Source organism: Humibacter soli (assembly GCF_054779035.1).
Genome location: NZ_BAAGYX010000001.1, coordinates 2,013,765 through 2,038,058 on the forward strand (window position 1 = coordinate 2,013,765; position 24,294 = coordinate 2,038,058).

Genomic DNA, 24,294 nt, shown 5'->3' on the forward strand with positions numbered 1-24,294 from the left:
AACTTACGTTTGCTTTTGTTTCATTGTCAATCCGTAAGCTATCGTGTCTTCGTGAGTTCGATCACCAAGCGCGAGTACAGCCTCGCCGACGGCCGTGACCTCTTCTACTTCGACGACGCCGACTCGACGTTGCCGCCAGACCGGGCTCCCGATCTGCGCGAGCTCGCCGCGCGGCCGGCGACCGCGGGCATGCGGCAGGACCCGCTCACCGGCGACTGGATCTCCATCGCCGCCGCGCGTCAGAACCGCGTGATGCTGCCGCCAGCGGAGCTCGACCCGCTCGCACCGCAGGCACCGGGCAACCCCTCGGAGATCCCCAGCAACTACGACGTGGCGGTCTTCGAGAACCGATCCCCCTCGTTCGGCCCGCTGCTGGACTCGCCGGAGGCCCCGCACGGGCTCCCCGACCTCGCCGAGGTCGGCATCGGCAGGGTGCGCACCGCGATCGGCCGCTGCGAGGTCGTCTGCTTCAGCCCGGAGCGCACGGGGTCGTTCGGCAGCATCAGCGCCTCGAGGGCACGCACGGTGATCGAAGCGTGGGCGGACCGCACCGCAGCGCTGTCGACCATGCCCGGCATCCAGCAGGTGTTCCCGTTCGAGAACCGAGGCGAGGCGATCGGCGTCACGCTCGGTCATCCGCACGGTCAGATCTACGCCTACCCCTACATCACACCGCGTACCCAGCGACTGCTCTCCTCGATCGACGCATACGGGTCGACGCTGTTCGAGGACATCCTGAGCTTCGAGTCGAAGGGCGAGCGGATGGTTCTGACGGGCGAGCACTGGAGCGCCTTCGTTCCCTTCGCCGCACGCTGGCCCGTCGAGGTGCAGCTCATGCCGCACAGGCAGGTCGCCGACTTCGCCGAGACGAGCGAGGAGGAGCGCACCGAGCTCGCCACCCTCTACCTGCGTCTGCTGCGGGGAGTTGACAGGCTCTACGACACCCCGACGCCGTACATCGCCGCATGGCACCAGGCGCCCGTGAACGAGCACCGTGACGACGTGCGCCTGCACCTGCAGCTGACGTCGCCGCGTCGGGCGGCGGACAAGCTCAAGTACCAGGCGGGCAGCGAGTCGGCCATGGGAGCATGGATCGGCGACGTGCCTCCCGAGAAGCAGGCGGAGTCGCTCCGCGCGGCCATCGCGGTCGCAGACAAGGAGACACCCGTATGACCGACCTCGTCGCCGCGGCTCGCGCCCGCTTCACCGAGCTGTTCTCACGCGCGCCGCAGGGCGTCTGGTCGGCGCCGGGCCGCGCGAACCTCATCGGGGAGCACACCGATTACAACGACGGGTTCGTCTTCCCGTTCGCGATCGACCGCCGCACCGTCGGGGCTCTCGCGTTGCGCGACGACCGACAGATCCGGGTAGCGTCGTCGTTCGCCGACTCCGTGGTGGAGACGTCGCTCTCCGAGATCGGGCCAGGGGCCCAGCGCGGCTGGCAGAACTACCCGCTCGGCGTCGCGTGGGCGCTCGGCCAGCTCGGCGCCGACCTGAGTGCCGTTCCCGGCTTCGACCTCTACCTGGACTCGGTCGTGCCGGTCGGGGCAGGCCTGTCGTCCTCGGCCGCCATCGAGTCGGCCGTCGCCGTCGCACTCAACGACGTCTGGCGGCTCGACCTCGATCGAGTCGGCCTGGTGAAGGCCGGTCACATCGCTGAGAACGAGGTGGTCGGTGCGCCGACGGGCATCCTCGACCAGTCCGCCTCCCTTCTCGGCCGCGCGGACTGCGGAATCTTCATCGACTGCCGCAGTCTGGAGCGCGAGGTCATCCCGCTGGGGTTCGACGAGGCGGGGCTCGAGGTGCTCGTCATCGACACCAAAGTGGAGCACGAGCATGCCGCCGGCGGATATGCGGCGAGGCGGGCATCCTGCGAGGCCGGCGCTCGGGCGCTCGGCGTCGAGTCGCTGCGCGAGATCACCCTCGCCGATCTCCCGAAGGCGCGCGAGGTGCTCGACGGCGAGACCTTCCGGCGGGTGCGTCACGTCGTCACGGAGAACCAACGCGTGCTCGACACCGTTCGCACGCTGCGCGAGCAGGGCCCGCGGGCGATCGGAGACCTGCTGGATGCCTCGCACCGGTCTCTGCGCGACGACTTCGAGGTCTCCGTTCCGCAGCTCGACCTCGCCGTGGAGATCTCGCAGAACTACGGAGCGATCGGCGCCAGGATGACCGGCGGCGGCTTCGGCGGATCGGCGATCGCCCTCGTGCCTCGCGAGCTGATCTCGCAGGTGGAGGCTGCGGTGGACGGGGCGTTCGCCGAACACGGCTACACCCAGCCGGACCTGTTCGCGGTCGTGCCGGCCGACGGAGCCCACCGGGACGAGTAGCACCTGGCATAGCCTGGCAGCATGACCGTCGACGCCGATGCCCGCTTGATCGTTCTGCCCGGCCGCCCGACTCCCGAGGTCGCAGAGACCGCGTGGGTCGCGCCCGGCGCAAGCCTGATCGGGGCGGTCACCCTGAGCGACCGTGCGAGCGTCTGGTACAACGCCGTGCTGCGCGCGGACAACGAGCCGATCATGATCGGTGAGCGGTCCAACCTGCAGGACAACGTCTCGTGCCACGTCGACGCGGGCGCTCCGCTCACGCTCGGCAACGGCGTCTCGGTCGGCCACAACGCAGTGCTGCACGGATGCACCATCGAGGACGACGTGCTGATCGGCATGCACGCGACGGTGATGAACGGCGCCGTGATCGGTGCCGGATCGCTCGTCGCTGCGGGTGCGCTCGTCACCGCGGGCACCATCGTGCCGCCTCGGTCGCTCGTCGCGGGCGTTCCCGCGAAGGTGCGACGCGAGCTGAGCGACGACGAGGTGGCGGAAATCCGCCACAACGCCGAGGTGTACCTGGGGCACCTCGAGCTGCATCGCGGAGGCACGCGGGTCTAGGGTGTGGCCACGCCTGCACGCAGCACGCGCCCCGCGACGACATCCGTTCGCCGTCCGTCGTCGAGCACGACCTCTCCTCCGATCATGACCATGCCGAAGCCCTCCGCCGGCCGGCGGGGGTCGTCGAAGGTGGCGACATCCCGCACCGTGAGCGGGTCGAACAGCACGAGGTCGGCCACGTACCCCTCGCGCACGAGTCCGCGGTCGGTGAGCCCGAGCCGTCGCGCGGGCGTCGCGGCGAGGTGTCGAACGCACTCGGCCAGAGTCAGCACGCCCTCGTCGCGCACGTAATGCCCCAGGTAGCGGGCGAAGGTGCCCCAGCCGCGCGGGTGCGGCCTCGAACCGACGAGGATGCCGTCGCTCCCGCCGCAGTGCGCCGGGTGCCGCATGATGCCGCGCACGTTCCGCTCATGGCCGATGTGCATCAGGATGCTCGTGCCCAGCCGGTCCCTGAGCAACAGGTCGATGACGACGTCGACCGGGTCCTCACCGGAATCATCCGCCAGCTCGGCGACCGTCGAGCCGACGATCCCCTCGAGCTCGGGCGAGCGCACTCCCGCGATCTGGATGACGCCCCAGTCCGCCCGCTCGCCGTGGAAGCCGTCCGACCCCGCCTCGAACGCCGCGGCGATCGCGTCTCTGTCGTCGCCGCTGCTCAGCCTCGCCAGCAGCGCCTCTGGGCCCCCTGCGGCAGCCCAGCTCGGCAGGAGCGCGGAGAGCGTCGTCGCGCCAGGCAGGTAGGGGTAGCTGTCGAGCGTGAGGTCGACGCCGTTCGCGATCGCGTCGTCGATCAGGTCGAGGAATTGCGGGAGCGTGTCCCGATTGGTCGCGAAGTTCAGGGTGGCGTGCGAGAGGTGCAGGCCGCATCCGGTGGTCGTCGCGATGTCGACCACCTCGCGGTAAGCGTCGAGTGCCCCGACTCCGTACGAGCGGGTGTGCGGCACGTAGAATCCCCCGCGGTCCGCGACCACTTCGGCGAGTGCGGTGAGCTCGGCCCGGTCGGCGTACATTCCCGGCGCGTACGTGAGTCCGCTGGAGAGGCCGAAGGCACCGGCATCCATGCTGTCGGCGAGGATGCCCCGCATGCGGTCGAGCTCGACAGGTGTCGCCGGCCGGTCATCCTGTCCGACGGCGAGCATTCTGAGGTTGCCCTGCGGCACGAGCACGGCGGTGTTGGTGGGAGTTCCCGCTCCCGCGACCCCGCGGTCGAGCCGGGCGAGGAACTCGGCCATGCTGCGCCAGGCGTAGTCCAGCTGCGGCTCGCCGTTCCAGCCGGCGATCTGGGTACGGATGTCGTGCATCGCACCGTCGTCGACTGGGGCGTACCCGATCCCGTCCTGGCCGAGCAGCTCCGTCGTGACGCCCTGCCCGAGCTTGGCGAGGTGGTCGCGATCGCTCAGCACGGCAAGGTCGGAGTGCGCGTGCATGTCGATGAAGCCCGGTGCCAGTGCGAGGCCGTGGGCGTCGACGATGCGTGCGGTACCCGTCGCCGCATCAGTCCGCGCGTGCATCGCCACCTCTGCCGCAGCCTCCGCCGGGCGGCGGTCGATCGCCGCGATCCTTCCCTCGGTCACGAGCACATCCGCTTCGTATGGCTCGCCGCCTGTTCCGTCGACCACTGTCGCGCCCGCGAAGAGCACACGGTCGTCCCGTGCCGCCACGCTCAGAACACCGTCTCGACGAGGTCGATCACGCGCGGGTCGTCGTCCAGCCCGTCATCCACCACAGGGATGAGCCGCCACTTGTCCAGGGCCGTGCACGGGTGCGACAGGCCGAGCCGCACCACAGAGCCGACCGGGAGGTCGTCGGCGCCGGCGCTCGGCATGCGGAGGAAGGCGTGCTGGTCGTTGACCGCCGTGATCTCCGCGTCGGCGAGTACGGCGTCGTCATCCGCATTCCCGATGATCGCCTGCGGCACGGGCAGCCCTTCGTCGAACGGCAGGTCGCGCCTGCCCGCGTCGAGCAGGGCGAGTCCCGGTTCGGGACGTGACACGACCCGTGCTCGCAGGTGCATGGCGGAGCGGAACGGCTTGGTGCCGGTCAGGATTCCCATCGGGCCGATGCGCGAGTAGTAGCCGTCGTCATGCACCTGGTATGCGCCGGAGCGCAGCACGACGTCGGCGTCCACGATGCGGCCGGTGCTCCCACCACCGCTGCCCTCGACCCCACCGCTGCCTGCAGCACCACCGAGACGTGCCGCGACGCGGTCGAGGTAGGCGCTGCCGCCCGCCGTGATGATGGGGAGTCGTTCACCGTCGAGCGATTGTCGGTACAGACCTTCGGCTGCGACGGCTGCGTGCAGAGCGCGGAGCTCGTCGAGGTAGGCGTCCACTCGGGCGACGGCCTCTGCAGACCTGTCGTGACCCACGGCCCCTTCGTAACCACCGACGCCGGCGAGCTCGAGGTTCGCGGATGCCGCGACGGCTCGCGCGATCGCGAGCGCTGCGCCCACTCCCCTGACGCCGGTGCGCCCTCCTGCTCCGCCCAGCTCGGCGATGACGGGGATGCGACGGCCCCTTCGAGTTGCCGCCGCGTCGAGAATGCGAACCGTGCGCTGGTCATCCACCCACGAGATCACCTCGGGTCCGTCTGCAGCGCGGCTGAGATCCACAAGCCACGCAACGGCGACGGGGTCGACGACAGAGTTCGCGATCATGATGCGGTGGATGCCGGCGGCGCGCGCCACCCCCGCCTGCCATGCCGTCGCGACGGTGATGCCCCATGCGCCGGCATCCATCAGGTCATGCCAGAGCGCGGGCGCCATCGTCGTCTTGCCGTGCGGTGCGATCTGGAAGCCGTTGTCGGCGAGCCACTCCCGCATGACCCGCACGTTGTGGTCGAGGGCCCCGCGGTCGAGCGTGAGGATCGGCGTGAGGAAGTCGGAGACGCGGGGCGCAGAGGCGAGGAAAGCTCCCACGTTGCTGCCGTGAGCGAGCGGTGGGATCGACTTGTCGCGTTCGGTGAGCACGCGGGATGACGGGGTGTGCTGTGACGGCAAAGACGACGACGATCCGCTCGGCGAGGACATGGTCTCCACGGTAGCGTGGGGCTTCATGACCAAGACGCGCATCACGACGACGGATGCCCCCGCCCCCGCCTTCACCTTCTCTCAGGGGGTGCGGAAGGGGCCGCTGCTGCAGGTGTCCGGGCAGGGTCCGGTCGATCCTGGGACGAACGAGTACCTGTATCCGGGCGATGTCGCCGCGCAGACCACTCGGGTGCTGCAGAACGTCAAAGCCATCGTGGAGGCGGGTGGGGCATCCTTCGACGACGTGATCATGCTGCGGGTCTACCTCACGACCCGGGCGCACTTCGCCGCGATGAACGAGGCGTACGGCGCTTTCGTCGCCGAGCACACGCCGAGCGGCGTGCTGCCGTCGCGCACGACCGTTTTCACCGGTCTGCCGCGCGAGGAGATGCTCGTGGAGATCGACGCGCTGGCGGTCGTGGAGTAGGCGACCCGCCCCCACGCTGCTCTGTGCGTGCGGCCGCGACTACTCCGTTGTGCGCTCCACCGCGATCTCGACGCCGCCGGTGAGCTCGACGAGTTGGGCGTAGCTCAGCGGAAACACGGTGTGCGGATGCCCTGCAGCGGCCCAGACCTCGGGGTATGCATCGAGCGCGACATCCACCCACGTGCGAAGCGGGCGCGGATGTCCGGTCGGGGCGACTCCCCCGATGACCTGCCCGGTCGCTTCGCGGACCGTCTCGGCCGACGCCCGCTTGAGGGTGCCGCCGAGCAGCTCGCCGAGGTAGCCGGTGTCGACGCGGTGCCCGCCGGACGTCATGACCAGCACGGGTTCACCGTCGAGCGTGAAGACGAGCGAGTTCGCGATGGCGCCGACGTCGATGCCGATCGCTTCAGCTGCAGCCGCAGCGGTCGGTGTCGCGTCGTCGAGCCAGCGCACCTCGCCGCCGATTCCGTGCGAACGCAGTTCGCGCTCGACAGCTTGCACCGCAGCGTGGGACGTGTCGATGGCCATCCGCCAAGCCTAGGGGCTGGGGGCAGCCGGGCCATGGCGCGATCCCCTGAGAGCCCGACTGCCCGCTACAGTCGTTCAGCGGCCTCCACCACGTTCGTCATGAGCAGCGCGACCGTCATCGGGCCGACGCCGCCGGGGTTGGGTGAGAGCCACCCTGCGACCTCATCGACTCCGGGCGCGACGTCGCCGTACACCTTGGACTTGCCGCTGTCACGATCGTCCTCACGAGTGACCCCGACATCGAGCACGGCGGCACCGGGCTTGACGTCCTCTGGACGCACGAGGTGCTTCACACCGGCGGCCGCGACGATGACATCCGCCTGCCGCAGGTAGAACGGCAGATCCTGCGTTCCGGTGTGGGTCAGCGTCACGGTGGCGTTGATCGCGCGACGCGTGAGCAGCAGCCCGATCGAGCGGCCGATGGTCACACCGCGGCCGACCACGACGACGTGCTTGCCCTTGAGGTCGTAGTCGTTGCGCAGCAGCAGCTCGATCACGGCGCGCGGCGTGCACGGCAGCGGCGTCTCGATCGGTCCGTTCACGTTGAGCACGAGTCGACCGAGGTTAGTCGGATGCAGGCCGTCCGCATCCTTCGCAGGATCGATGCGCTCGAGGATGGCATCGGTGTCGAGGTGCTTCGGCAGCGGCAGCTGCACGATGTATCCGTGGCACGCGGGGTCGGCGTTGAGGCGGTCGACCGCGGCTTCGACATCCTGCTGCGTGGCATCCGCGGGCAGCTCCACGTGGATCGAGTTCATCCCGATCGCCTCGGACTGCCTGTGCTTCATGCCGACGTAGAGCTGAGACGCCGGGTCGGCTCCGACCAGCACGGTCGCGATACCAGGAACGATGCCCCGCTCCTTCAGCGCCGCGACACGCTCGGTCAGCTCGTGCTTGATGGCTGCGGCCGTTGCCTTGCCGTCGAGTTTGATGGCGGTCATCGGCAGCCTCAGCCCTGAATGCTCGACGAGAGCTCGACGTTCTCCGCCGGCTGACCAGACGGACCGAGACCCGGGTAAAGGGGGAAGGCATCGGTGAGCGTGCGCACCCGCGCGCGCAGAGCCGGGATGTCGGCATCCTGCTTCAGCGCCAGAGCGATCACGTCGGCCACCTCGGTGAACTCCGCATCGCCGAAACCGCGAGTCGCAAGCGCCGGCGTGCCGATGCGCAGACCGGAGGTGACCATCGGCGGCCGCGGGTCGAACGGCACGGCGTTCTTGTTCACGGTGATCCCGACCTCGTGCAGGCGGTCCTCCGCCTCCTTGCCGGTGAACTCGGAGGTGCGCAGGTCGACCAGCACGAGGTGCACGTCGGTGCCTCCGGTCAGCACGTCCACACCGGCCTCGCGGGCATCGGCGGCGGTGAGACGCTCGGCGAGCAGCTGGGCACCGCTGATGGTGCGCTCCTGTCGCTCACGGAACTCGTCGGTCGCCGCAAGCTTGAACGCGGTCGCCTTCGCAGCGATCACGTGCATCAGCGGTCCGCCCTGCTGGCCGGGGAACACGTTCGAGTTGAGCTTCTTCGCGATGTCGGCGTCGTTGCTCAGGATGAACCCCGAACGCGGACCGCCGATGGTCTTGTGCACCGTCGAGCTCGTCACGTGCGCGTAGGGAACCGGCGACGGGTGCAGCCCCGCGGCGACCAGGCCCGCGAAGTGCGCCATGTCGACCCACAGGGTGGCGCCGACCTCGTCGGCGATCGCACGGAAGGCGGCGAAGTCGAGGTGGCGGGGGTACGCACTCCAACCGGCGATGATGACGCGCGGCTTGTGCTCGAGAGCCTTCTGACGCACTACGTCCATGTCGACACGGAACGTCTCGGGGTCGAGCCCGTACGACACGACGTTGTAAAGCTTGCCGGAGAAGTTGAGCTTCATGCCGTGCGTGAGGTGTCCGCCGTGCGCGAGCTCGAGACCGAGGATGGTGTCGCCGGGCTGAGCGATCGCGGAGAGCACAGCGGCGTTCGCCGACGCGCCGGAGTGCGGCTGCACGTTCGCGAACTCCGCACCGAAGAGCGACTTGGCGCGCTCGATCGCAAGGGTCTCCGCGATGTCGACGAACTCGCATCCGCCGTAGTAGCGACGACCGGGGTAGCCCTCGGCGTACTTGTTCGTGAGCACGGATCCCTGCGACTCGAGCACGGCACGCGGAACGAAGTTCTCGCTCGCGATCATCTCGAGGTAGTCGCGCTGACGACCCAGCTCGAGGTTCAGCACCTCGGCGATCTCGGGGTCGACCTCCGCCAAGGGCGCGTTGAAGGTGTCGGAAACGGTCATGCCTGGCTCCTCGTCATGTGGGGCGAACGTGTGCACGGGTTGTTCGCGTCGGCCCAGGCGCGCGGCCGAATCCGCCCTCGAATCTCAGAGCTAGGGGTCGCTCCCCGATGGTGAACCATCCGCGACGCGTGAAGGATGCCCGACACACGCCGATACGCCAGTTGCGACGTGCCCAAGCATACCGTGAGAGCGCTGGGCTCTCAGGCGCCCATTGGCACCTGCGCCTACTGGAACCCTGCGACCTCGTGCGGTCGGTACGGCTCCTCGAGGCGGGCCAGCTGCTCATCGGTCAGTTCGAGGTCGACAGCGGCCACGGCATCCGTGATGTGCGACGCCTTCGTGACACCGACGATCGGCGACGTCACGGCCGGCTGCGCCATGATCCAGGCCAGTGCAACTTGCGCGCGCGGCGCTCCGAGCTCCGAGGCGACCTTGGCGACGCGCTCGACGACCTGGCGGTCCTCGTCGCGGTACAGGGTCTTGCCGAACTCATCCGTCTCGCTGCGGTTCGACGCGGTTTCCCAGTCGCGGGTGAGCCTGCCGCGTGCGAGCGGGCTCCACGGGATGACGCCGACACCCTGGTCGAGGCAGAACGGAAGCATCTCCCGCTCCTCCTCGCGGTAGATCAGGTTGTAGTGGTCCTGCATCGACACGAACCGCGTCCAGCCACCGAGGTCGGCGGTGTACTGAGCCTTCGCGAACTGCCACGCCCACATGGATGACGCACCGATGTACCGCGCCTTGCCGGCTTTCACCACATCGTGCAGCGCCTCCATCGTCTCCTCGATGGGCGTCGCGTAGTCCCACCTGTGGATCTGGTAGAGGTCGACATAGTCGGTGCCGAGCCGCCGCAGGCTGTTGTCGATCTCGGCGAGGATGGCCGCGCGCGACAGGCCGGCACCGTTGGGGCCGGGGCGCATCCGCCCGTGCACCTTGGTGGCGAGCACGACATCCTCTCGCTTGGCGTAGTCGCGCAGCGCACGCCCGACGATCTCTTCGCTGCTCCCGCCCGAGTACACGTTCGCGGTGTCGAGGAACGTGATGCCGGCTTCGAGCGCCGCCTTGATCAGCGGTCGCGAGGCATCCTCTCCCAGAGCCCAGGGGTGACCACCGCGTGACGGGTCGCCGAAGCTCATGCAGCCGAGCGTGACGGCGGAGACTTCGAGTCCAGTCGATCCGAGTCGTACATATCGCATGGTGTCGACCGTACCGACACGGCCCGACTTCGTGGGATGCCCCGGGGAGCCATCGTGGAATGTTGCCTGAAGTCATCGCCAGTTTCTGCGGGATGCCCGCCGTCGATGCCGCAACAAGTGGCGACGACTTGTCACGTGGGGCACCACGCCGCGTCACGTGGGGCACCACGCCGCGTCATGTGGGTGCCATGCGCGCACGTCGTGGTGCGCGGTTGATGGAGTTACGCTCGAAAGTGCGCCTTTGACACACGTTACGATCATGTTCGATCATTGAGGTATGAGTGATGAGACCGTACGAATGCCCGGCGCCGATCTCGAAACCGAGCTGACCTCGCAGCCGGATGTCTGGGAGCGCACGACCTCCCTGGTGGCCGAGCGAAGCGTGCTTCCGGCCGACGGACAGCGCGTGGCCGTTGTCGGCTGCGGCACGTCGTGGTTCATGGCGCAGTCCTACGCCAACCTGCGTGAGAGCGGCGGGCACGGCGAGACCGACGCGTTCGCCGCATCCGAGGCGTTCGTCGACCGCGGATACGACGCGATCGTCGCGATCACCCGGTCCGGAACCACCACCGAAGTTCTGGAGCTGCTGGATGCCGTGCGCAACAGTGCCGCTCGCGCCGGCAACGACGCCCCGCGCACGATCGGCGTCATCGGCGACCCCGACACTCCGCTGGTCGATCTCGTGGACGACGTCGTCGCCCTCCCGTTCGCCGACGAGCGATCGGTCGTGCAGACGCGGTTCGCGACCAGCGCGCTCGCGCTGCTGCGGGCATCCCTCGGCGAAGATCTCGGCAGCGTGATCGCCCAGGCGCGCGACGTGCTCGCCAGGCCGCTGGATGACGCCCTCGTCGACGCCGACCAGTACACCTTCCTCGGGTCGGGATGGAGTGTGGGAATCGCCCACGAAGCCGCGCTCAAGATGCGCGAGTCGTCTCAATCCTGGACCGAGTCCTACCCGGCGAAGGAATACCGGCACGGCCCCATCGCGATCGCCGCGCCCGGCCGGGTGACCTGGGCGTTCGGTGCGCTCCCGGCAGGCATCGCAGCCGATACCGAGGCGACGGGGGCTCGCTTCGAACACGCCACGATCGACCCGATGGCCGACCTGGTACGACTTCACAGGGTCGCCCTCGAGCGTGCGCGCCGCAAGGGCCTCGACCCCGATCGCCCGCGCAACCTGACACGGTCCGTCATTCTGGACCGGCCGTGACCATCCCACTCTCGACCGAACGAGCCACCGAGGTCATCATGAACGAGCTGCGCGGCAATGACGCCGACGAGCTGCGAGAAGACGACGCCTACCGACTGGGAGGCGATGACCGGCTGGGAGGCGATGACGAGCTGCTCATCGGGCCGGGCCGGTCCGTGCTGGCGTTCGACGTCGGTGGAACCGACATGAAGGCCGCCATCATCGACGACGAAGGGCGCCTCAGGGAGTCGATGCGCGTTCCGACCCCGCTCGATGGCGAGCACACGGGCGAACGGGTCGTCGAGCGAGCAGCAGAGCTGGCTCGGGAGCTGGGCGAGCGCCATGCAGATGTGGTCCCGGCCGCTGCCGGCATCCTCGTTCCGGGCCACGTGGATGACGTGCGCGGCATCGGTGTCTTCGCCGAGAACCTCGGATGGCACGACTACCCCTTCCGGGACCGCGGGTCGGAGGCGCTCGGGGTTCCCGTCGGTTTCGGCCACGACGTGCGCGGCGCGGGCGAGGCAGAGCACCGGCTTGGCGCAGCACGGGGGTTCGACGACGTGCTCATCGTGACGATCGGCACGGGCATCGCGGCCGCGGTGTTCGTGGGCGGACGGCTGCACACCGGAGGCGGCCTCGCCGGGGAGATCGGCCACGACCGCGTCGCCGAAGGTCCGATCTGCGCGTGCGGCGGTCGCGGATGCATGGAAGCCGTCGCATCGGCCGCGGCCATCGCACGCCGCTACAGCCTGCGAACAGGCACGAAGGTCACCGGCGCCCGCGAGGTTCTCGAGCGGATGCACAAGGGTGACGCGAACGCCGCGGCCGTCTGGGACTCCGCCATCGACGCCCTCGCGCTCGGCTTCTCGCACTCGGTAGCCCTGCTGGCGCCGCAGGCGATCGTCATCGGCGGCGGACTCTCCGGGGCCGGGGAGGAGCTTCTGCAGCCGCTGCGCGAACGGCTGGATCGCATCCTCACCTTCCATCGTCGTCCCCTGCTGATCAAGGCGAGCATCGGTGCTGATGCCGGCCTGATCGGCTCTGCGCTGACCGCGCGCGACGCCCTCGCGACCACCACGATCGGAGACGCGTCGTGGCGCTGATCGCGACAGGCGAGCTGATGGCCGACGCCGCTTCCGCGGGCACGGGGATCGGCGCGTTCAACGTCATCCACCTCGAGACCGCGGAGGCGATCGTCGCCGCCGCCGAGCGTGCCGAGCTGCCGGTCATCCTGCAGATCTCGCAGAACTGCGTCGCCTACCACGGCGGGCTGGAGCCGATCGGGCTCGCCTGTCTCTCTGTGGCGCACGCGTCGTCGGCCCGCGTCGCCGTGCACCTCGACCATGCGGAGGACGAGGTGCTCGCCAGGCGGGCCGTCGACCTCGGGTTCGGCTCCGTGATGTTCGACGCCGCCACCCTGGACTACGAGGACAACGTCGACGCGACCCTGCGGGTGGTCGATTACGCACACGCGAACGACGTGTACGTCGAGGCCGAGCTCGGCGAGATCGGCGGCAAAGACGGCGCGCACGCACCCGGTGTGCGCACGGATCCGCAGGAGGCCGAGCGGTTCGTCGGGGAGACCGGTGTGGATGCCCTGGCCGTCGCGGTGGGCTCGTCGCACGCGATGGCTACTCGTGAGGCATCCCTCGACCTCGACCTGATCGCACGCCTGCACGGCGCACTCGGCGTGCCCTTGGTGCTGCACGGGTCGTCTGGGGTGCCGGACGAGACCATCGTCGCCGCGATCGGCGCGGGGATGACCAAGATCAACGTCTCCACGCACCTCAATCGTTTCTTCACCGAGGCGATCAGAGAGTACCTCGCCGCGAATCCCGAGGTCGTCGACTCGCGCAAATACGTCAGAGCCGGACGGGACGCGCTGAGCGGAGAGGCCGAGCGGCTGCTCCGGCTGTTCGCGAGCGCAAGGGCCGGCAACCCGGCGGGCGTCGCGGGCGACGGAGCGACGCGATGAACCGCACGGAGCGGCTGCGGGTCGTGCTCGACCTGCTCGCCGAGACGGGACAGATCGAGGTCGACGAGATCGTCGAGCGGCTCGGCGTCTCGCCGGCGACCGCCAGAAGGGACCTCGACGCCCTGGCGGCGCAGCAGCTGCTCGCCCGCACCCGCGGAGGCGCGACCGGGCAGTCGGTCGCCTACGACCTTCCGCTCAGGTACAAGAAGGAACAGCACGCCGCGCAGAAGCAGGCGATCGCCCAGGCCGCGAGCGCGCTCGTGTCGCGCGGCTCGGTGGTCGGCCTGTGCGGCGGGACGACGAGCACCGCTGTGGCGACCGTCCTCGGAGCCCGACAGGATGTCGCGACCCCTTCCCCCAACCCGACGCTCACCGTGGTGACCAACGCGATCAACATCGCCGCGCAGCTCGTGATGCGACCGCAGATCAAAGTGGTCATGACCGGAGGCGTCGTGCACGCCAGGTCGTACGAGCTCGTCGGCCCCTACACCGACTCGGTGCTCGGCCAGATCACGCTCGACTTCGCGTTCGTCGGCGTCAACGGCGTCGACCCCGTCGTCGGCCCGACCGTGCACGACGAGCACGAGGCAGCGGTGAACGCGCTCATGGCGCGCAGGGCCGACCGCTCGGTGCTGATCGCCGACTCCAGCAAGATCGGTCGCCGTGCGTTCGCCGCAGTCGGCGAGCCCGGCGCATTCGACACGCTCATCACCGACAGCGGCATCACCCCACGGCAGCGCGCCGCGTTCGAGGATGCCGGCGTGCGCGTCATCGTCGCCTGACGGACCCTGCGCTGGCTGCCGCACCCGACACGCCTGCAGACCGCGAGAAGCGGCGTCGGGCCCGGATGTCAGTGCATCCGGACCCTGACGCCCGCGCGGACGATGCCCCCATCCGATCCGCGCGACCCCCTGGCCGCTTCGGGCGGCATGCCAGGGTCACCGCGCCCAAAGCCGAATGAGACGCGGTGATGATCAGTTCCACTGAAGAAGACGTGGCACCCACCAGATCATGATGCGCCTTTTAAGAATCGTTCGTCTATTTGGTCGATCAGTGTTTCGCGACATGAAGTTCCGCAGAGTTTCTCTACGCCGAGCGACCTGAGATCGAGAGGGAGTCGGCGACCTGAAGCCCCCGTCGGAATTGCGGATGCGCGGCGACTCCCGGACAATCGGAGTTCCCGGTCATCCCGCTCCCCCGCATCGAAAGCAGCCCGAATGTCAGCGCACACCGCCGAGCGCAGGCTGTCGCGCGCCGGTGATGCCGAGCTGATCACGCTCACGCGCAAGGGCGATTCCGCTGCCTACGCGGCCCTGTTCCGACGGCACGCGTCGGCGGCCGCGGCGGTCGCCAGGTCGGTGACGAGCACCTTCGACCCGGACGACCTGGTCTCGGAGGCCTACACCCGCGTTCTGAACGCGCTGAAGTCGGGCAACGGTCCGACCGCCGCCTTCCGTCCCTATCTGTTCACGACGGTGCGCAACGTCGCAGCATCGTGGGGACGGTCGTCTGCCAACACGGTCGCGCTCGACCCCGAGGAATTCGAGGAGCTCGAGCTCGACACGGATGACCCCCTCGCCGCCATCGACCGCTCGCTCACCGCGAAGGCGTTCCGGTCACTCCCGGCCCGCTGGCAGGAGGCGCTCTGGTACAGCGAAGTCGAGGGGATGACGCCGGCACGCATCGCCCCGCTCGTGGGTCTCAGCGCGCAGGCCACCGCTGCGCTGTGCTATCGAGCCCGCGAGGGTCTGCGGCAGGCGTGGATCCGGGCGCACCTGACCTCCCCCGACCTGAGCCCGGAGTGCTCGTGGACAGTTGACCGGCTCGCGGCCCGCACGCGCGGCAGGCTGGGCAAGCGCGAACAATCCAGGGTCGAGGCCCACCTCGCCACCTGCGCGAAGTGCACCATGGTGGCCGAAGAGGCGAAGGATGTCGGCGACCGCCTCGCTCTCGTTCTGCTGCCCCTTGCGATCGGGGCAGCCGGTGCGACCGCCTACCTCGCGACACTGCACGGCGGCACGGCGGGCGTCGTCGCGGGCGCGGCCGGCGCAGGTGCTGCAGCGGGTGCAGGCACGAGCGCATCGAGCGCGGCGGGCGGCTCGGGCGGTGCCGCCGGTGGGTCCGCAGGAACCGCGACGGGCGCCGGAAGCATCTTCAGCGGCGTGACAGGCATCGTCATCGGCTCGGCTGCCGCCGTCGTCGTGGTCGGGGCGGCAGCGGTCGCCGGCGTGGCGATCTTCGCCACCCCTGCCGCGCACAGCGACACCACGTCGGTGGACGCCGGTTCGGCATCCTCGTCGACGACGTCGAACGGGTCGACGGCGCAGACGCCCACCCGGTCATCCCCCGCTCCTTCGCCCTCGCCGAGCGCGACGCCGACGCTCCCCGCGCCCCTTGCCCCACGGGCTGCCCCGCCCGCGGGCGACCAGAGCGCATCCACCGATCCCGGCGCTTCGAGTGGCGGGGGCACCTCCGCCGACCCTGGCTCGTCTACGAATCCAGGAACGCCGGCGGCGCCCAGCTCCCCGAGCACGCCGACTGCACCGAGCACGCCGACCGGGCCGAGCACGCCGAGCGGTCCTGGCACCTCGACGCCGGGCGACCCCGGAACACCCCCTGCCGACCCCGAGCCGCCCGCCGCGCCGTCGATCGGCACTGTCGACACCGGTGACGGCAAGTACTTCCCGCTGGTGTCGGGGAGCGCGGCTCCGGGCGCGACGGTCACCGTCAGCGGTGCGGGCTCGACCGTCACCGTGCAGGCCGACGCGAGCGGCGCGTGGCGCCTCGACTCCGCGCTCGATGGCTACGGGGCAGGCACCGGAACCGTCTCGGTGACGCAGACCGACCCAGCGACAGGGCTCTCGTCGGCGGCGACGACCTCGTCGTTCGCGCTGACCGCACCCCAGGCATCCGCGCACGGCCTGTTCCGTCAGGGCGGGTTCTTCGTCGAGGCGACAGTGAGCGGTGCCCCGAAAGCCCGGGTGGAACTGCTCGTCGACGGGGCGAGCCGGGACGCGTTCACCCTCAACGGGGCGGGCAGGTACACCGACTATCTCCTCGTCGGCCCGGGCACCCACACCGTCGAGACTCGCTATGCAGACGGCGCGGGCAGGGTCGGGCCGGGCAGCCAGACATCCATCGCGGCAGGGCTCTGAGCGGCGCGGTCACGCGACCGCGAGTGCCCTCGCCGTCCTGACCGGCGAGCCGGGCCACATCGTGATGACCAGCATCACGACCGCGAGAGCCAGGATCGCCAGCGCCGCCCACGGTACGGCGTCGATGCCCAGCACCGCATAGATGGCACCTCCGACGATCGCTCCGCCGCCGATCCCGACGTTGAATGCTGTCGTGTACAGGGCACTCGCCGTGTCGCGGAATCGCGCCGAAGACACCCGGAGCAGCTCGGTCTGCAGCAGAGGAGGCAGCACGCCGAACGCCAGCGCCCACAGCGCGAACGCCGCGATCGCAACGGGAGGCAGGCCCGCGAACGCGCCGAGGAGCGCGATGCCGAGGGCCGTGAGGACGAGTCCGACCGAGATCGAGCTGAGCGGGATGCGGCCGAGGACCGTGCCGACGAGCGCCACCGCCACCGCCCCCATCACGCCGCCGACGAAGAGCATCGGGCCGACCGCGCCGGCACCGAGGTGCATCGCCTCGATCACGAACGGTGCGATGTAGGCGTTCAGGGTGAAGCTTCCGAGCGTGATCAGCCCGGTGAGCACGCAGATCAGGATGACCGGCACGATGCTCGCGTCCCGCTTGGAGCCGCGCACCACGACCGTCGCACCCGTCGTCAGCGGAAGCGGCTCGCGCGGCGCCTTCGGCAGCATGATGCCCACCACGACAGCGCCGACGACGAGCAGACATCCCACCATCGCGAAAGCGAAGCGCCAGCCGTACGCGTGCCCGACGATCGTCGCGAGCGGTGCGCCGAGGATGAGGGCGAGCGAGACGCCGCCCGACGTGATCGAGATCGCACGTGCGAGCTGGCGAGGAGCCACGATGTGGCCCGCGTAGGCGCCGGTCACCGCCCAGAAGACACCGTGCGCCATGCCGCCGGTGATGCGCGCGACGACGGCGACGCCGTAGTTCGGCGCGACCGCCAGGAGCAACGAGCTGAGGCCGATCACGACGATCACGATCACCACGAGCAGGCGTCGCGGAATGCGCCTCGTCAGCGCAGTCAGGGGTGTCGCGGCGATGACCACCGTGAAGGCGTACACCGAGACGAGCAGACCGGCCTGCGGAGCCGTCACGTTCAGCCCAGCGGCGATCTCGGGCAGGAGCCCGGTGGGCAGCGTCTCACTCGTGACGGCGAGGAACGCGGCCGCGGCGAGCGCGAGCATCCCCACCCACGGGAAGGGCTTCTCGGTGCGCGACGTCGGACCCGACGCGGCCGACGTTGACGGCTCTGACGACACGGAAACCCCCTTGGCAATGGCGATCTGGCAGAACCTCCAAGCGTATCGGTCGTCGCACCTGTTCGTGTGTGCCGAGGGCGACGCGTGCCCTAACCTGAACCTCATGGATTCGCAGAGCCCGGCATCCACCCGGCCCATCACGCACTGGGTGCTGACCCTGATCTGTGCCGACCGCCCCGGAATCGTGCACGCCATCAGCGGCGCTGTCGTGCAAGCGCGGGGCAACATCACGGAGAGCCAGCAGTTCTCGAGCTCCGACACCGGGCGGTTCTTCATGCGGCTGCAGATCCAGTCGCCTGCCGACCGCGACGAGTTCGAGGCCGCGATCGCCCCGGTCACCGAGACGTACGACATGTCCTGGAACCTCGACAGGGTCGGCAGACCGCTTCGCACCCTCGTGCTCGCCTCGACCGCGGCGCACTGCGTCAACGACCTGCTGTTCCGTCAGCGCGCCGGACAGCTCCCGGTCGACATCCCGCTCGTGCTCTCCAACCACGGAACTCTGCGCGAGCTGGCCGGGTTCTACGGCGTGCCGTTCGACTCGCTCCCCGTCACGGATGCCGAGGGCAAGGCCGCCTTCGAGGCAAGGGTGCTCGAGGAGGTTGAGCGGCACGACATCGAGCTCGTGGTGCTCGCGAGGTACATGCAGATCATCTCCCCAGAGCTGTGCGAGGCGCTGGCTGGGCGCTGCATCAACATCCACCACTCGTTCCTTCCCGGGTTCAAGGGCGCGAACCCCTACAAGCAGGCGCACGCTCGCGGCGTGAAGCTGATCGGCGCAACGGCCCACTTCGTCACCAGCGACCTCGACGAGGGCCCCATCATCGAGCAGAACGTCGTGCGGGTCGATCACTCCCAGTCGCCGTCGCAGCTCGTCGCTATCGGTCAGGACGAAGAGAGCCGAACGCTCACCCAGGCCGTGAAGTGGTTCGCCGAGAACCGCATCCTGCTCGACGGGGCGCGCACCATCATCTTCCGCTGACGCTGTACGGCCCCGCGCCGGCCGCGCCGAGCCCGCGCGACCCCCGATATCATGAAGAGGATGTCTGCGCAGAGTACCGAGCACGCGCGCGTCCAGATCGGCTTCTGGGACGTGGTGCGTTTCCTCATCGAGTTGTTCGCGTTCGTGAGCCTGGCCGTCTGGGGCTTCATCGCCTGGGCGTTCCCGTGGAACATCGTCGTCGGAATCGGCGCACCGCTGCTCGCGATCGTGCTCTGGGCGTTGTTCCGGTCGCCCAAGGCGGTCATCCGCGTCGACACGTTCGGCAAGGCCATCGTCGAGATCATCGTCATGACGGCAGCCGCATTCGCCTGGTGGGATCTCGGCCAGCCGATCGTCGCCGTCGCCTTCGCGGTGCTCGCACTGGTGAGCGGCATCATCAGCGGCCGTAGGGAGCTCGCGTGAGCGCCGCGCGCGTCATCCACGGCGCGCGAAAGCTCGATGCCGACGGCCAGGTCGACGAGTTCTGGCTCGCGACCTCCGGTGACCGCATCACCGCGACGGGCGACGGAATCGGATGGCGTGCCTTTGCCGACGGAGCCGAGGTCGTGGATGCCGAGGGACGCTGGCTCACCCCCGGATTCGTCGACGTGCACTCGCACGGCGCAGGTGGTCACGGCTACGAGGACGGGCCGGACGACATGGCCGCCGCCCTCGAGACCCACAGGCAGCACGGAACGACCCGCTCGGTGCTGAGCCTGGTCGCCAATCCGCTCGCCGAGCTTCGCGAGAGCCTCGAAGACATCGCGGACCTCGCCGAAGAGGACCCGCTCGTGCTCGGCGCTCACCTGGAGGGCCCGTTCCTGAACCCGGAGCGTCGAGGAGCCCACAACGCGGACTTCCTCCGCACGCCCGATGACCCTGAGCTCGTCGAGCAGCTCATCGCCGCCTCCCGCGGCACACTGCGCCAGATCACGATCGCACCGGAGCTGCCAGGCGCGATGGAGGCCATCGACGTGCTCGTCGAGGCCGGGGTGGTCGTGGCGGTCGGTCACACCGAAGCCACCGAGGAACAAGCCTCTGCGGCGTTCGACCGTGGCGCGAGGATGCTCACGCACGCGTTCAACGCGATGCCGGGCATCCAGCACAGGGCTCCCGGTCCGATCGTCGCCGCACTGGACGATGACCGCGTCACGATCGAGCTCATCCTGGACGGACTGCACGTGCACCCGGATGTCGCGCATCTCGCCTTCGTGCAGGCTCCTGGGCGCATCGCGCTGGTGACCGACTCGATGGCGGCCGCCGGCGCTGCCGACGGGGACTACCGGCTCGGCTCGCTCAACGTGACCGTGTCGAACGGGCTCGCCGTGCTCTCGGGGACGACCTCGATCGCCGGCTCCACCCTCACCCAGGACACGGCGCTGCGCATTGCAGTGCAGCGCACCCGCGTCGCGCCCGCACGTGCCGTCGAGGCGCTCACGCTCACGCCCGCCCGCGCGTTCGGCCTCGATCACGAACTCGGCAGGCTGGCCGTCGGCTATTTCGCCGACGCCGTGCTCCTCGACGGCGACTGGGCCGTGCAGCACGTCTGGGCGGCGGGCCGGCAGCTGCGCTAGACGCCTCCGCTGGTCGATTGGCGCGCCGCGCAGCAGCACGCGTATCGAGACCCGTGCCCGATCGATGGGTGGTCTCGATACGCGTCGACCTGCGGTCGGCGCTACTCGACCAGCGGCGCGCGTCAGCTCACAGCTGCCATGCGCACGCCGCCCCTAGGCGGCGGGCCAAACAAGCACAGTCTGTAGCCCGCGTGGCAGGTGCGAGCGTAGCTCACAGCCGCCAGGCGCACGCCGCCCCTAGGCGGCGGGCCAAACAAGCACAGTCTGCAGCCCGCGTGGCAGGTGCGCGCGTAGCTCACAGCTGCCAGGCGGGCTTGTTGTCGTACGTGTACGTGTAGTAGTCCGCGAGGCGCAGTTTGCTCGCCGCCGCCTCGTCGATGATCACCGTTGCGTGCTCGTGGAACTGCAGCACCGACGCGGGGCAGATCGCGGCGACGGGGCCTTCGACGGCAGCTGCGATGGCGTCGGCCTTGCCCTCGCCCTGCGCGACCAGCACGAGCCGCCTCGCCTGCATGATGGTGCCGAGTCCCTGCGTGACGCAGTGGGTGGGCACGTCGTCGAGGGAGTCGAAGAACCGCGCGTTGTCTGCGCGCGTCTTCGGTGCCAGGGTCTTGATGCGGGTGCGTGAGGCGAACGACGACGTCGGCTCGTTGAAGCCGATGTGGCCGTTGGCGCCGATGCCCAGGATCTGGATGTCGATTCCCCCGGCATCCACGATCGCCTGCTCGTACTCGCGACACGCCACCTCGACGTCCACGGCCCGGCCGTCCGGCACCTGCACCAGCGTCGGGTCCATGTGCAGCGGCTCGATGACCTCGTGCCTGATCACCGACGCATAGCTCTGCGGGTGGTCTTCCGGGATGCCGACATACTCATCGAGCGCGAACCCGCGCACCCCCGTGAAGTCGAGCGAGCCCGCCTCGACACGCTTGGCGAGACCGGCGTAGATCGCCAACGGCGACGACCCGGTCGCCAGACCGATCACCGCGCGCGGCTTCGACTCCACGACGCGACCGACCAGATCGGCAGCGAGCGCGCCGACCTCGTCCGCGGTCTTCTTGATGACGACCTCCACGAATATCTCCCTTGCGTGAACGTGATGCTTAGACGACGGACTCGGCCGCGCCGACGAGCGCAGCCCCCACTGCCGCTGCCGACAGATCGGGCGCGAGCATGCGCACGCGCTCCGGGAGCCTCAGCGACCTCAGGAACGGCGAGTCCACACCCCAGCCTTGCAGCACCTCGGTCACCGGCGCCAGCAGACGCACCCCGAGGTTGCTGAGACCGCCCCCGATCACGACGGTCTCGACGTCGACGGTGAGCACGAGAATGCGCACGGCGGATGCCACACCCGTCGCGATCGTGTGTCGAACGCTCCACGCGAGACGGTCTCCTGCGTCCGCCGCGTCGAACAGCTCGAGAGCGGGCAGCTCGGCTGCGGTGGGCCACATGCGGGCGACCGCAGAACCGGATGCGGTGGTCTCGACGCAGCCGTGCTGGCCGCAGGAGCAGACCGCGCCGTGGGGGTCGATCGGGATGTGGCCGATCTCACCGGCGCCCCCTCGAGAGCCGCGTTGGAGGCGACCGTCGACGACGATGCCTGCCGCCACCCCCGTGCCGAGGTTGAGGAACGCCGCCGAACCCTCCAGCCCGAGCAGGTGGTACGCACCGAGTGCTGCGGCCTTGACGTCGTTCTCCACTCGGACGGGCACGTCGACCCGCTGCCTCAGCAGGCCGGCGAGGTCGAGGTCGTCGACGCCGAGGTTCACGGCGTGGTGCACCCTGCCGGACTCGCTGTCGACAACGCCGGGGATGCCGGCGCCGATCGACGTGAAATCACCCGTGCCGGATCCGCTCAGCGCGATCACCTCGCGAACGGCGCGCTCTGCTGAATCGAGCACCTGGTCGTGGCCGTTGCCCGTCGGTACCCGCACGCGCTGGAGGACGCCGCCTTCGGCATCCAGCACCACCGCGTCGGTCTTCGTGCCTCCGATGTCGAGCCCGATCCTCACCGTCGATTCTCCGGGGCGGCGAGCAGCGTCATCAGGGCGCGGCCGACCGACCGCGAGGCACCGAATGTGGCGATGTCCGCGTAGGCGCGGTCATCCGACGGCCATCCCATGTCGACCGCGAGCGTCGTGCGCTCGGCACGCAGGCCGTCGACCGCCTCACGCGCGAACCCGTAGCGGTGCAGCGCCTTGCCGACCACGACGACGCCCTGGTCATCCGCGATCTGTCCGAGGATCTCCTCGACCCGCGTGGCAACGCGACCGTCTGACGCGTCGCGCTCGGAGACGACGAACTGAGGATGACCTGCCCAGGCGATCGAGTCCGCGGCATCCGGGCTGGCGGAAACCTGCGCGAATGGGCCCCACGGCGCGACGCCGACGGCGATGTTCGCCTCCGTCTCGATGCGCACGACGGCGAACCGAGCGGGCGCGCTATGGTCGGTGGAGCGCAGCGCGGCGAAGGCAGGCTCGCGCATCTCGAAGGCTCCGATCAGCCGCTCGGCGGGCACTGCGGATGTCTCGCCGGCGTCGTCCGGCACGGGAGTCTCCGCCCGCAGCACCGCGAGCTCACTCGCCATGGTGCGAACCCGTCGTGCCGCATCCGCAACTCGTTCCGCGCTGAGTCGACCGGAGTCGATGGCGTCGCCGACGACGCGCACGATGTCGTCGAGCAGCTCCTCCGTGGTCTCGGTGCCGATGCAGAGCAGGTCGCAGCCGGCGGCGAGCGCACGCACCGCAGCCTCGGGGATGCCGATCTCGCCGCTCGCACCCTTCATGTCGAGCGCGTCGGTGACGATGACGCCCTCGAAGCCGAGCTCGTCGCGAAGGATGCCCTGCAGGATGCGCGGCGAGAACGTCGCAGGCACACCGGGGTCGACCTGCGGCAGCACGATGTGCGAGGTCATGATGGTGTGGGTCCCTGCGGCGATGGCAGTACGGAAGGGCACCAGCTCGCGCTCCCGCAGTTCGTCGATCGACCGGTCGATCACCGGCAGGGCGAGGTGCGAGTCGAGTGCGGTGTCGCCGTGCCCTGGGAAGTGCTTGGCGCACGCGCCGATGCCGGTCGACTGCAGCCCCGCCGTCCATGCTGCGCCGTGCCGGGCGACGAGCGACGCCGTGGCGCCGAAGCTGCGCACGCCGATCACGGGGTTGTCGGGGTTGGAGTTGACGTCGACGTCCGGGGCGAAGTCGAGGGTGCACGCGACACGGCGCAGCGCGAAGCCGACGTCCCGGCCGACGGCCTCGGTGAGCGAGATGTCGTCGAGCCTTCCGAGCACGGCGTTGCCCGGGTACGGCGAACCGTCGGCGTAGTTCAGCCGGGTGACGTCGCCGCCCTCCTCGTCGATCGCGATGACGGCGAGCGGGTTCGCACTGAGGATGTCCTCGTCGAGTGCACGGAGCTCTTCGGTGGACCGGATGTTCGGGCCGAACACGCACACACCGCCGAGGCCCGCGGTCAGTCGCCGGCGCAGCAGGTCGGGCAGCTCGGTGCCGACGAACCCGGGCAACAGCGTCGTCGCGATGGCGCGTGCCCTGGTATCCGGATCGCTCATGTCGATCGACGGTGACGGGGCAGGGCTGCGGCGGTCGTGCGGAGGCACCTCTGACTCGGACATGTTTGTTAGTAAAGCTTACGAACATCTCCTGCCGCAAGCCCGACCGGCAAGCCGTCGAGACCGTGCTCCACCATCGCCACACAGCGGATGACGGCGGCGCGTTATCAATTCTTTACAAACGTCAACTTGACAACACGTTTGTAAGGCAGATTCACTAACAAACCATCGGGACCCGAAGGCCCC

22 protein-coding genes and 1 riboswitch are annotated in these 24,294 nt (G+C 69.5%); of the genes, 12 read left to right on the forward strand and 10 right to left on the reverse strand.

Annotation, left to right across the window (positions count from 1 at the left end; translation table 11 throughout):
- Nucleotides 1-51 precede the first annotated feature (51 nt).
- The 3 genes from galT to ACYVDN_RS09455 are packed head-to-tail and all read left to right on the forward strand — an operon-like array spanning nt 52 to nt 2,891.
- On the forward strand, nt 52-1,173 hold the full coding sequence (gene galT / locus ACYVDN_RS09445) for a galactose-1-phosphate uridylyltransferase (protein WP_460570714.1): 1,122 nt from the start codon (nt 52-54) through the stop codon (nt 1,171-1,173).
- The gene (galK, locus tag ACYVDN_RS09450) at nt 1,170-2,330 is read left to right on the forward strand and encodes a galactokinase (RefSeq protein WP_460570716.1); all 1,161 of its coding nucleotides are present in this window, start codon (nt 1,170-1,172) and stop codon (nt 2,328-2,330) included. The genes galT and galK overlap by 4 nt, the downstream gene beginning before the upstream one ends.
- 21 nt (nt 2,331-2,351) lie before the next feature.
- On the forward strand, nt 2,352-2,891 hold the full coding sequence (locus ACYVDN_RS09455) for a gamma carbonic anhydrase family protein (RefSeq protein ID WP_460570718.1): 540 nt from the start codon (nt 2,352-2,354) through the stop codon (nt 2,889-2,891).
- On the opposite strand, the gene ACYVDN_RS09460 is transcribed toward ACYVDN_RS09455, so the two are convergent.
- The gene (locus ACYVDN_RS09460) at nt 2,888-4,552 is read right to left on the reverse strand and encodes an N-acyl-D-amino-acid deacylase family protein (protein ID WP_460570720.1); all 1,665 of its coding nucleotides are present in this window, start codon (nt 4,550-4,552) and stop codon (nt 2,888-2,890) included. The two genes, ACYVDN_RS09455 and ACYVDN_RS09460, sit on opposite strands and share 4 nt — an antisense overlap.
- Nucleotides 4,553-4,554: 2 nt before the next feature.
- On the reverse strand, nt 4,555-5,919 hold the full coding sequence (locus tag ACYVDN_RS09465) for an alanine racemase (protein WP_460570722.1): 1,365 nt from the start codon (nt 5,917-5,919) through the stop codon (nt 4,555-4,557).
- Between the two features lie 25 nt (nt 5,920-5,944).
- Here ACYVDN_RS09465 and ACYVDN_RS09470 point away from each other — a divergent pair, with 25 nt between their 5' ends.
- Nucleotides 5,945-6,346: a RidA family protein gene (locus tag ACYVDN_RS09470; RefSeq protein ID WP_460570724.1), complete on the forward strand. Its 402-nt coding sequence runs from the start codon at nt 5,945-5,947 to the stop codon at nt 6,344-6,346.
- Nucleotides 6,347-6,385: 39 nt separating this feature from the next.
- Here the strand turns inward: ACYVDN_RS09470 and ACYVDN_RS09475 are convergent, their stop codons facing one another.
- From ACYVDN_RS09475 to ACYVDN_RS09490, 4 genes are all read right to left on the reverse strand, one after another.
- Nucleotides 6,386-6,874, reverse strand: coding sequence for a YbaK/EbsC family protein (locus tag ACYVDN_RS09475; RefSeq protein ID WP_460570726.1), 489 nt, complete (start codon nt 6,872-6,874; stop codon nt 6,386-6,388).
- A gap of 65 nt (nt 6,875-6,939) precedes the next feature.
- Complete coding sequence (locus tag ACYVDN_RS09480) at nt 6,940-7,815, reverse strand: bifunctional methylenetetrahydrofolate dehydrogenase/methenyltetrahydrofolate cyclohydrolase (RefSeq protein WP_460570728.1); 876 nt, start codon at nt 7,813-7,815, stop codon at nt 6,940-6,942.
- Between the two features lie 8 nt (nt 7,816-7,823).
- Nucleotides 7,824-9,149 (reverse strand): serine hydroxymethyltransferase, encoded by a 1,326-nt coding sequence (gene glyA, locus ACYVDN_RS09485; RefSeq protein WP_460570729.1) that lies wholly within the window; start codon nt 9,147-9,149, stop codon nt 7,824-7,826.
- A gap of 44 nt (nt 9,150-9,193) precedes the next feature.
- A riboswitch (ZMP/ZTP riboswitch) is annotated at nt 9,194-9,324 on the reverse strand.
- Between the two features lie 49 nt (nt 9,325-9,373).
- Nucleotides 9,374-10,345: an aldo/keto reductase gene (locus tag ACYVDN_RS09490; protein ID WP_460570731.1), complete on the reverse strand. Its 972-nt coding sequence runs from the start codon at nt 10,343-10,345 to the stop codon at nt 9,374-9,376.
- A gap of 277 nt (nt 10,346-10,622) precedes the next feature.
- On the opposite strand from ACYVDN_RS09490, the gene ACYVDN_RS09495 reads away from it, so the two are divergent.
- The 5 genes from ACYVDN_RS09495 (at nt 10,623) to ACYVDN_RS09515 (ending at nt 16,664) form a co-directional block, all read left to right on the forward strand.
- Entirely contained in the window at nt 10,623-11,555 is a 933-nt protein-coding gene (locus ACYVDN_RS09495; RefSeq protein WP_460570733.1) for an SIS domain-containing protein, read from the forward strand.
- The gene (locus ACYVDN_RS09500; RefSeq protein WP_460570735.1) at nt 11,552-12,637 is read left to right on the forward strand and encodes an ROK family protein; all 1,086 of its coding nucleotides are present in this window, start codon (nt 11,552-11,554) and stop codon (nt 12,635-12,637) included. Before ACYVDN_RS09495 ends, ACYVDN_RS09500 begins: the two co-directional genes overlap by 4 nt.
- 17 nt (nt 12,638-12,654) lie before the next feature.
- Nucleotides 12,655-13,509 (forward strand): class II fructose-bisphosphate aldolase, encoded by an 855-nt coding sequence (locus ACYVDN_RS09505; protein WP_460572311.1) that lies wholly within the window; start codon nt 12,655-12,657, stop codon nt 13,507-13,509.
- Nucleotides 13,506-14,291 carry a DeoR/GlpR family DNA-binding transcription regulator gene (locus tag ACYVDN_RS09510; RefSeq protein WP_460570737.1) on the forward strand — a complete coding sequence of 262 codons (786 nt, stop codon included), beginning with the start codon at nt 13,506-13,508 and terminating at the stop codon, nt 14,289-14,291. The genes ACYVDN_RS09505 and ACYVDN_RS09510 overlap by 4 nt, the downstream gene beginning before the upstream one ends.
- 435 nt (nt 14,292-14,726) lie before the next feature.
- A complete protein-coding gene (locus ACYVDN_RS09515; RefSeq protein ID WP_460570739.1) occupies nt 14,727-16,664 on the forward strand; it encodes a sigma-70 family RNA polymerase sigma factor in 1,938 nt (645 codons plus the stop codon).
- 9 nt (nt 16,665-16,673) lie between these two features.
- Here the strand turns inward: ACYVDN_RS09515 and ACYVDN_RS09520 are convergent, their stop codons facing one another.
- The gene (locus ACYVDN_RS09520) at nt 16,674-17,930 is read right to left on the reverse strand and encodes an MFS transporter (protein ID WP_460570743.1); all 1,257 of its coding nucleotides are present in this window, start codon (nt 17,928-17,930) and stop codon (nt 16,674-16,676) included.
- 103 nt (nt 17,931-18,033) lie between these two features.
- Here ACYVDN_RS09520 and purU point away from each other — a divergent pair, with 103 nt between their 5' ends.
- From purU to nagA, 3 genes are read left to right on the forward strand one after another with little or no spacing between them, the layout of a single operon-like run.
- The gene (gene purU / locus ACYVDN_RS09525; protein WP_460570745.1) at nt 18,034-18,912 is read left to right on the forward strand and encodes a formyltetrahydrofolate deformylase; all 879 of its coding nucleotides are present in this window, start codon (nt 18,034-18,036) and stop codon (nt 18,910-18,912) included.
- A gap of 60 nt (nt 18,913-18,972) precedes the next feature.
- On the forward strand, nt 18,973-19,335 hold the full coding sequence (locus tag ACYVDN_RS09530) for a YrdB family protein (RefSeq protein WP_460570747.1): 363 nt from the start codon (nt 18,973-18,975) through the stop codon (nt 19,333-19,335).
- On the forward strand, nt 19,332-20,486 hold the full coding sequence (gene nagA / locus ACYVDN_RS09535) for an N-acetylglucosamine-6-phosphate deacetylase (protein WP_460570749.1): 1,155 nt from the start codon (nt 19,332-19,334) through the stop codon (nt 20,484-20,486). The genes ACYVDN_RS09530 and nagA overlap by 4 nt, the downstream gene beginning before the upstream one ends.
- 295 nt (nt 20,487-20,781) lie before the next feature.
- On the opposite strand, the gene nagB is transcribed toward nagA, so the two are convergent.
- Genes nagB through ACYVDN_RS09550 form a run of 3 tightly spaced genes read right to left on the reverse strand, consistent with a single transcriptional unit; the run spans nt 20,782 to nt 24,111 of the window.
- Nucleotides 20,782-21,561 carry a glucosamine-6-phosphate deaminase gene (nagB, locus tag ACYVDN_RS09540; protein ID WP_460570751.1) on the reverse strand — a complete coding sequence of 260 codons (780 nt, stop codon included), beginning with the start codon at nt 21,559-21,561 and terminating at the stop codon, nt 20,782-20,784.
- Nucleotides 21,562-21,589: 28 nt separating this feature from the next.
- Entirely contained in the window at nt 21,590-22,498 is a 909-nt protein-coding gene (locus tag ACYVDN_RS09545; RefSeq protein WP_460570753.1) for an ROK family protein, read from the reverse strand.
- Nucleotides 22,495-24,111, reverse strand: a complete 1,617-nt coding sequence (locus tag ACYVDN_RS09550) for a glycoside hydrolase family 3 protein (protein ID WP_460570755.1) — start codon at nt 24,109-24,111, stop codon at nt 22,495-22,497. The genes ACYVDN_RS09545 and ACYVDN_RS09550 overlap by 4 nt, the downstream gene beginning before the upstream one ends.
- Nucleotides 24,112-24,294 lie beyond the last annotated feature (183 nt).

What these genes read in the sequence shown, in the direction of transcription:
- galK (WP_460570716.1), top strand. Translation starts at nt 1,170, where the DNA reads ATGACCGACCTCGTCGCCGCGGCTCGCGCCCGCTTCACCGAGCTGTTC.
- ACYVDN_RS09455 (WP_460570718.1), top strand. Translation starts at nt 2,352, where the DNA reads ATGACCGTCGACGCCGATGCCCGCTTGATCGTTCTGCCCGGCCGCCCG.
- ACYVDN_RS09465 (WP_460570722.1), bottom strand. Translation starts at nt 5,919, where the DNA reads ATGTCCTCGCCGAGCGGATCGTCGTCGTCTTTGCCGTCACAGCACACC.
- ACYVDN_RS09470 (WP_460570724.1), top strand. Translation starts at nt 5,945, where the DNA reads ATGACCAAGACGCGCATCACGACGACGGATGCCCCCGCCCCCGCCTTC.
- ACYVDN_RS09475 (WP_460570726.1), bottom strand. Translation starts at nt 6,874, where the DNA reads ATGGCCATCGACACGTCCCACGCTGCGGTGCAAGCTGTCGAGCGCGAA.
- ACYVDN_RS09480 (WP_460570728.1), bottom strand. Translation starts at nt 7,815, where the DNA reads ATGACCGCCATCAAACTCGACGGCAAGGCAACGGCCGCAGCCATCAAG.
- glyA (WP_460570729.1), bottom strand. Translation starts at nt 9,149, where the DNA reads ATGACCGTTTCCGACACCTTCAACGCGCCCTTGGCGGAGGTCGACCCC.
- ACYVDN_RS09490 (WP_460570731.1), bottom strand. Translation starts at nt 10,345, where the DNA reads ATGCGATATGTACGACTCGGATCGACTGGACTCGAAGTCTCCGCCGTC.
- ACYVDN_RS09495 (WP_460570733.1), top strand. Translation starts at nt 10,623, where the DNA reads ATGAGTGATGAGACCGTACGAATGCCCGGCGCCGATCTCGAAACCGAG.
- ACYVDN_RS09505 (WP_460572311.1), top strand. Translation starts at nt 12,655, where the DNA reads ATGGCCGACGCCGCTTCCGCGGGCACGGGGATCGGCGCGTTCAACGTC.
- ACYVDN_RS09510 (WP_460570737.1), top strand. Translation starts at nt 13,506, where the DNA reads ATGAACCGCACGGAGCGGCTGCGGGTCGTGCTCGACCTGCTCGCCGAG.
- ACYVDN_RS09515 (WP_460570739.1), top strand. Translation starts at nt 14,727, where the DNA reads ATGTCAGCGCACACCGCCGAGCGCAGGCTGTCGCGCGCCGGTGATGCC.
- purU (WP_460570745.1), top strand. Translation starts at nt 18,034, where the DNA reads ATGGATTCGCAGAGCCCGGCATCCACCCGGCCCATCACGCACTGGGTG.
- ACYVDN_RS09530 (WP_460570747.1), top strand. Translation starts at nt 18,973, where the DNA reads ATGTCTGCGCAGAGTACCGAGCACGCGCGCGTCCAGATCGGCTTCTGG.
- ACYVDN_RS09550 (WP_460570755.1), bottom strand. Translation starts at nt 24,111, where the DNA reads ATGTCCGAGTCAGAGGTGCCTCCGCACGACCGCCGCAGCCCTGCCCCG.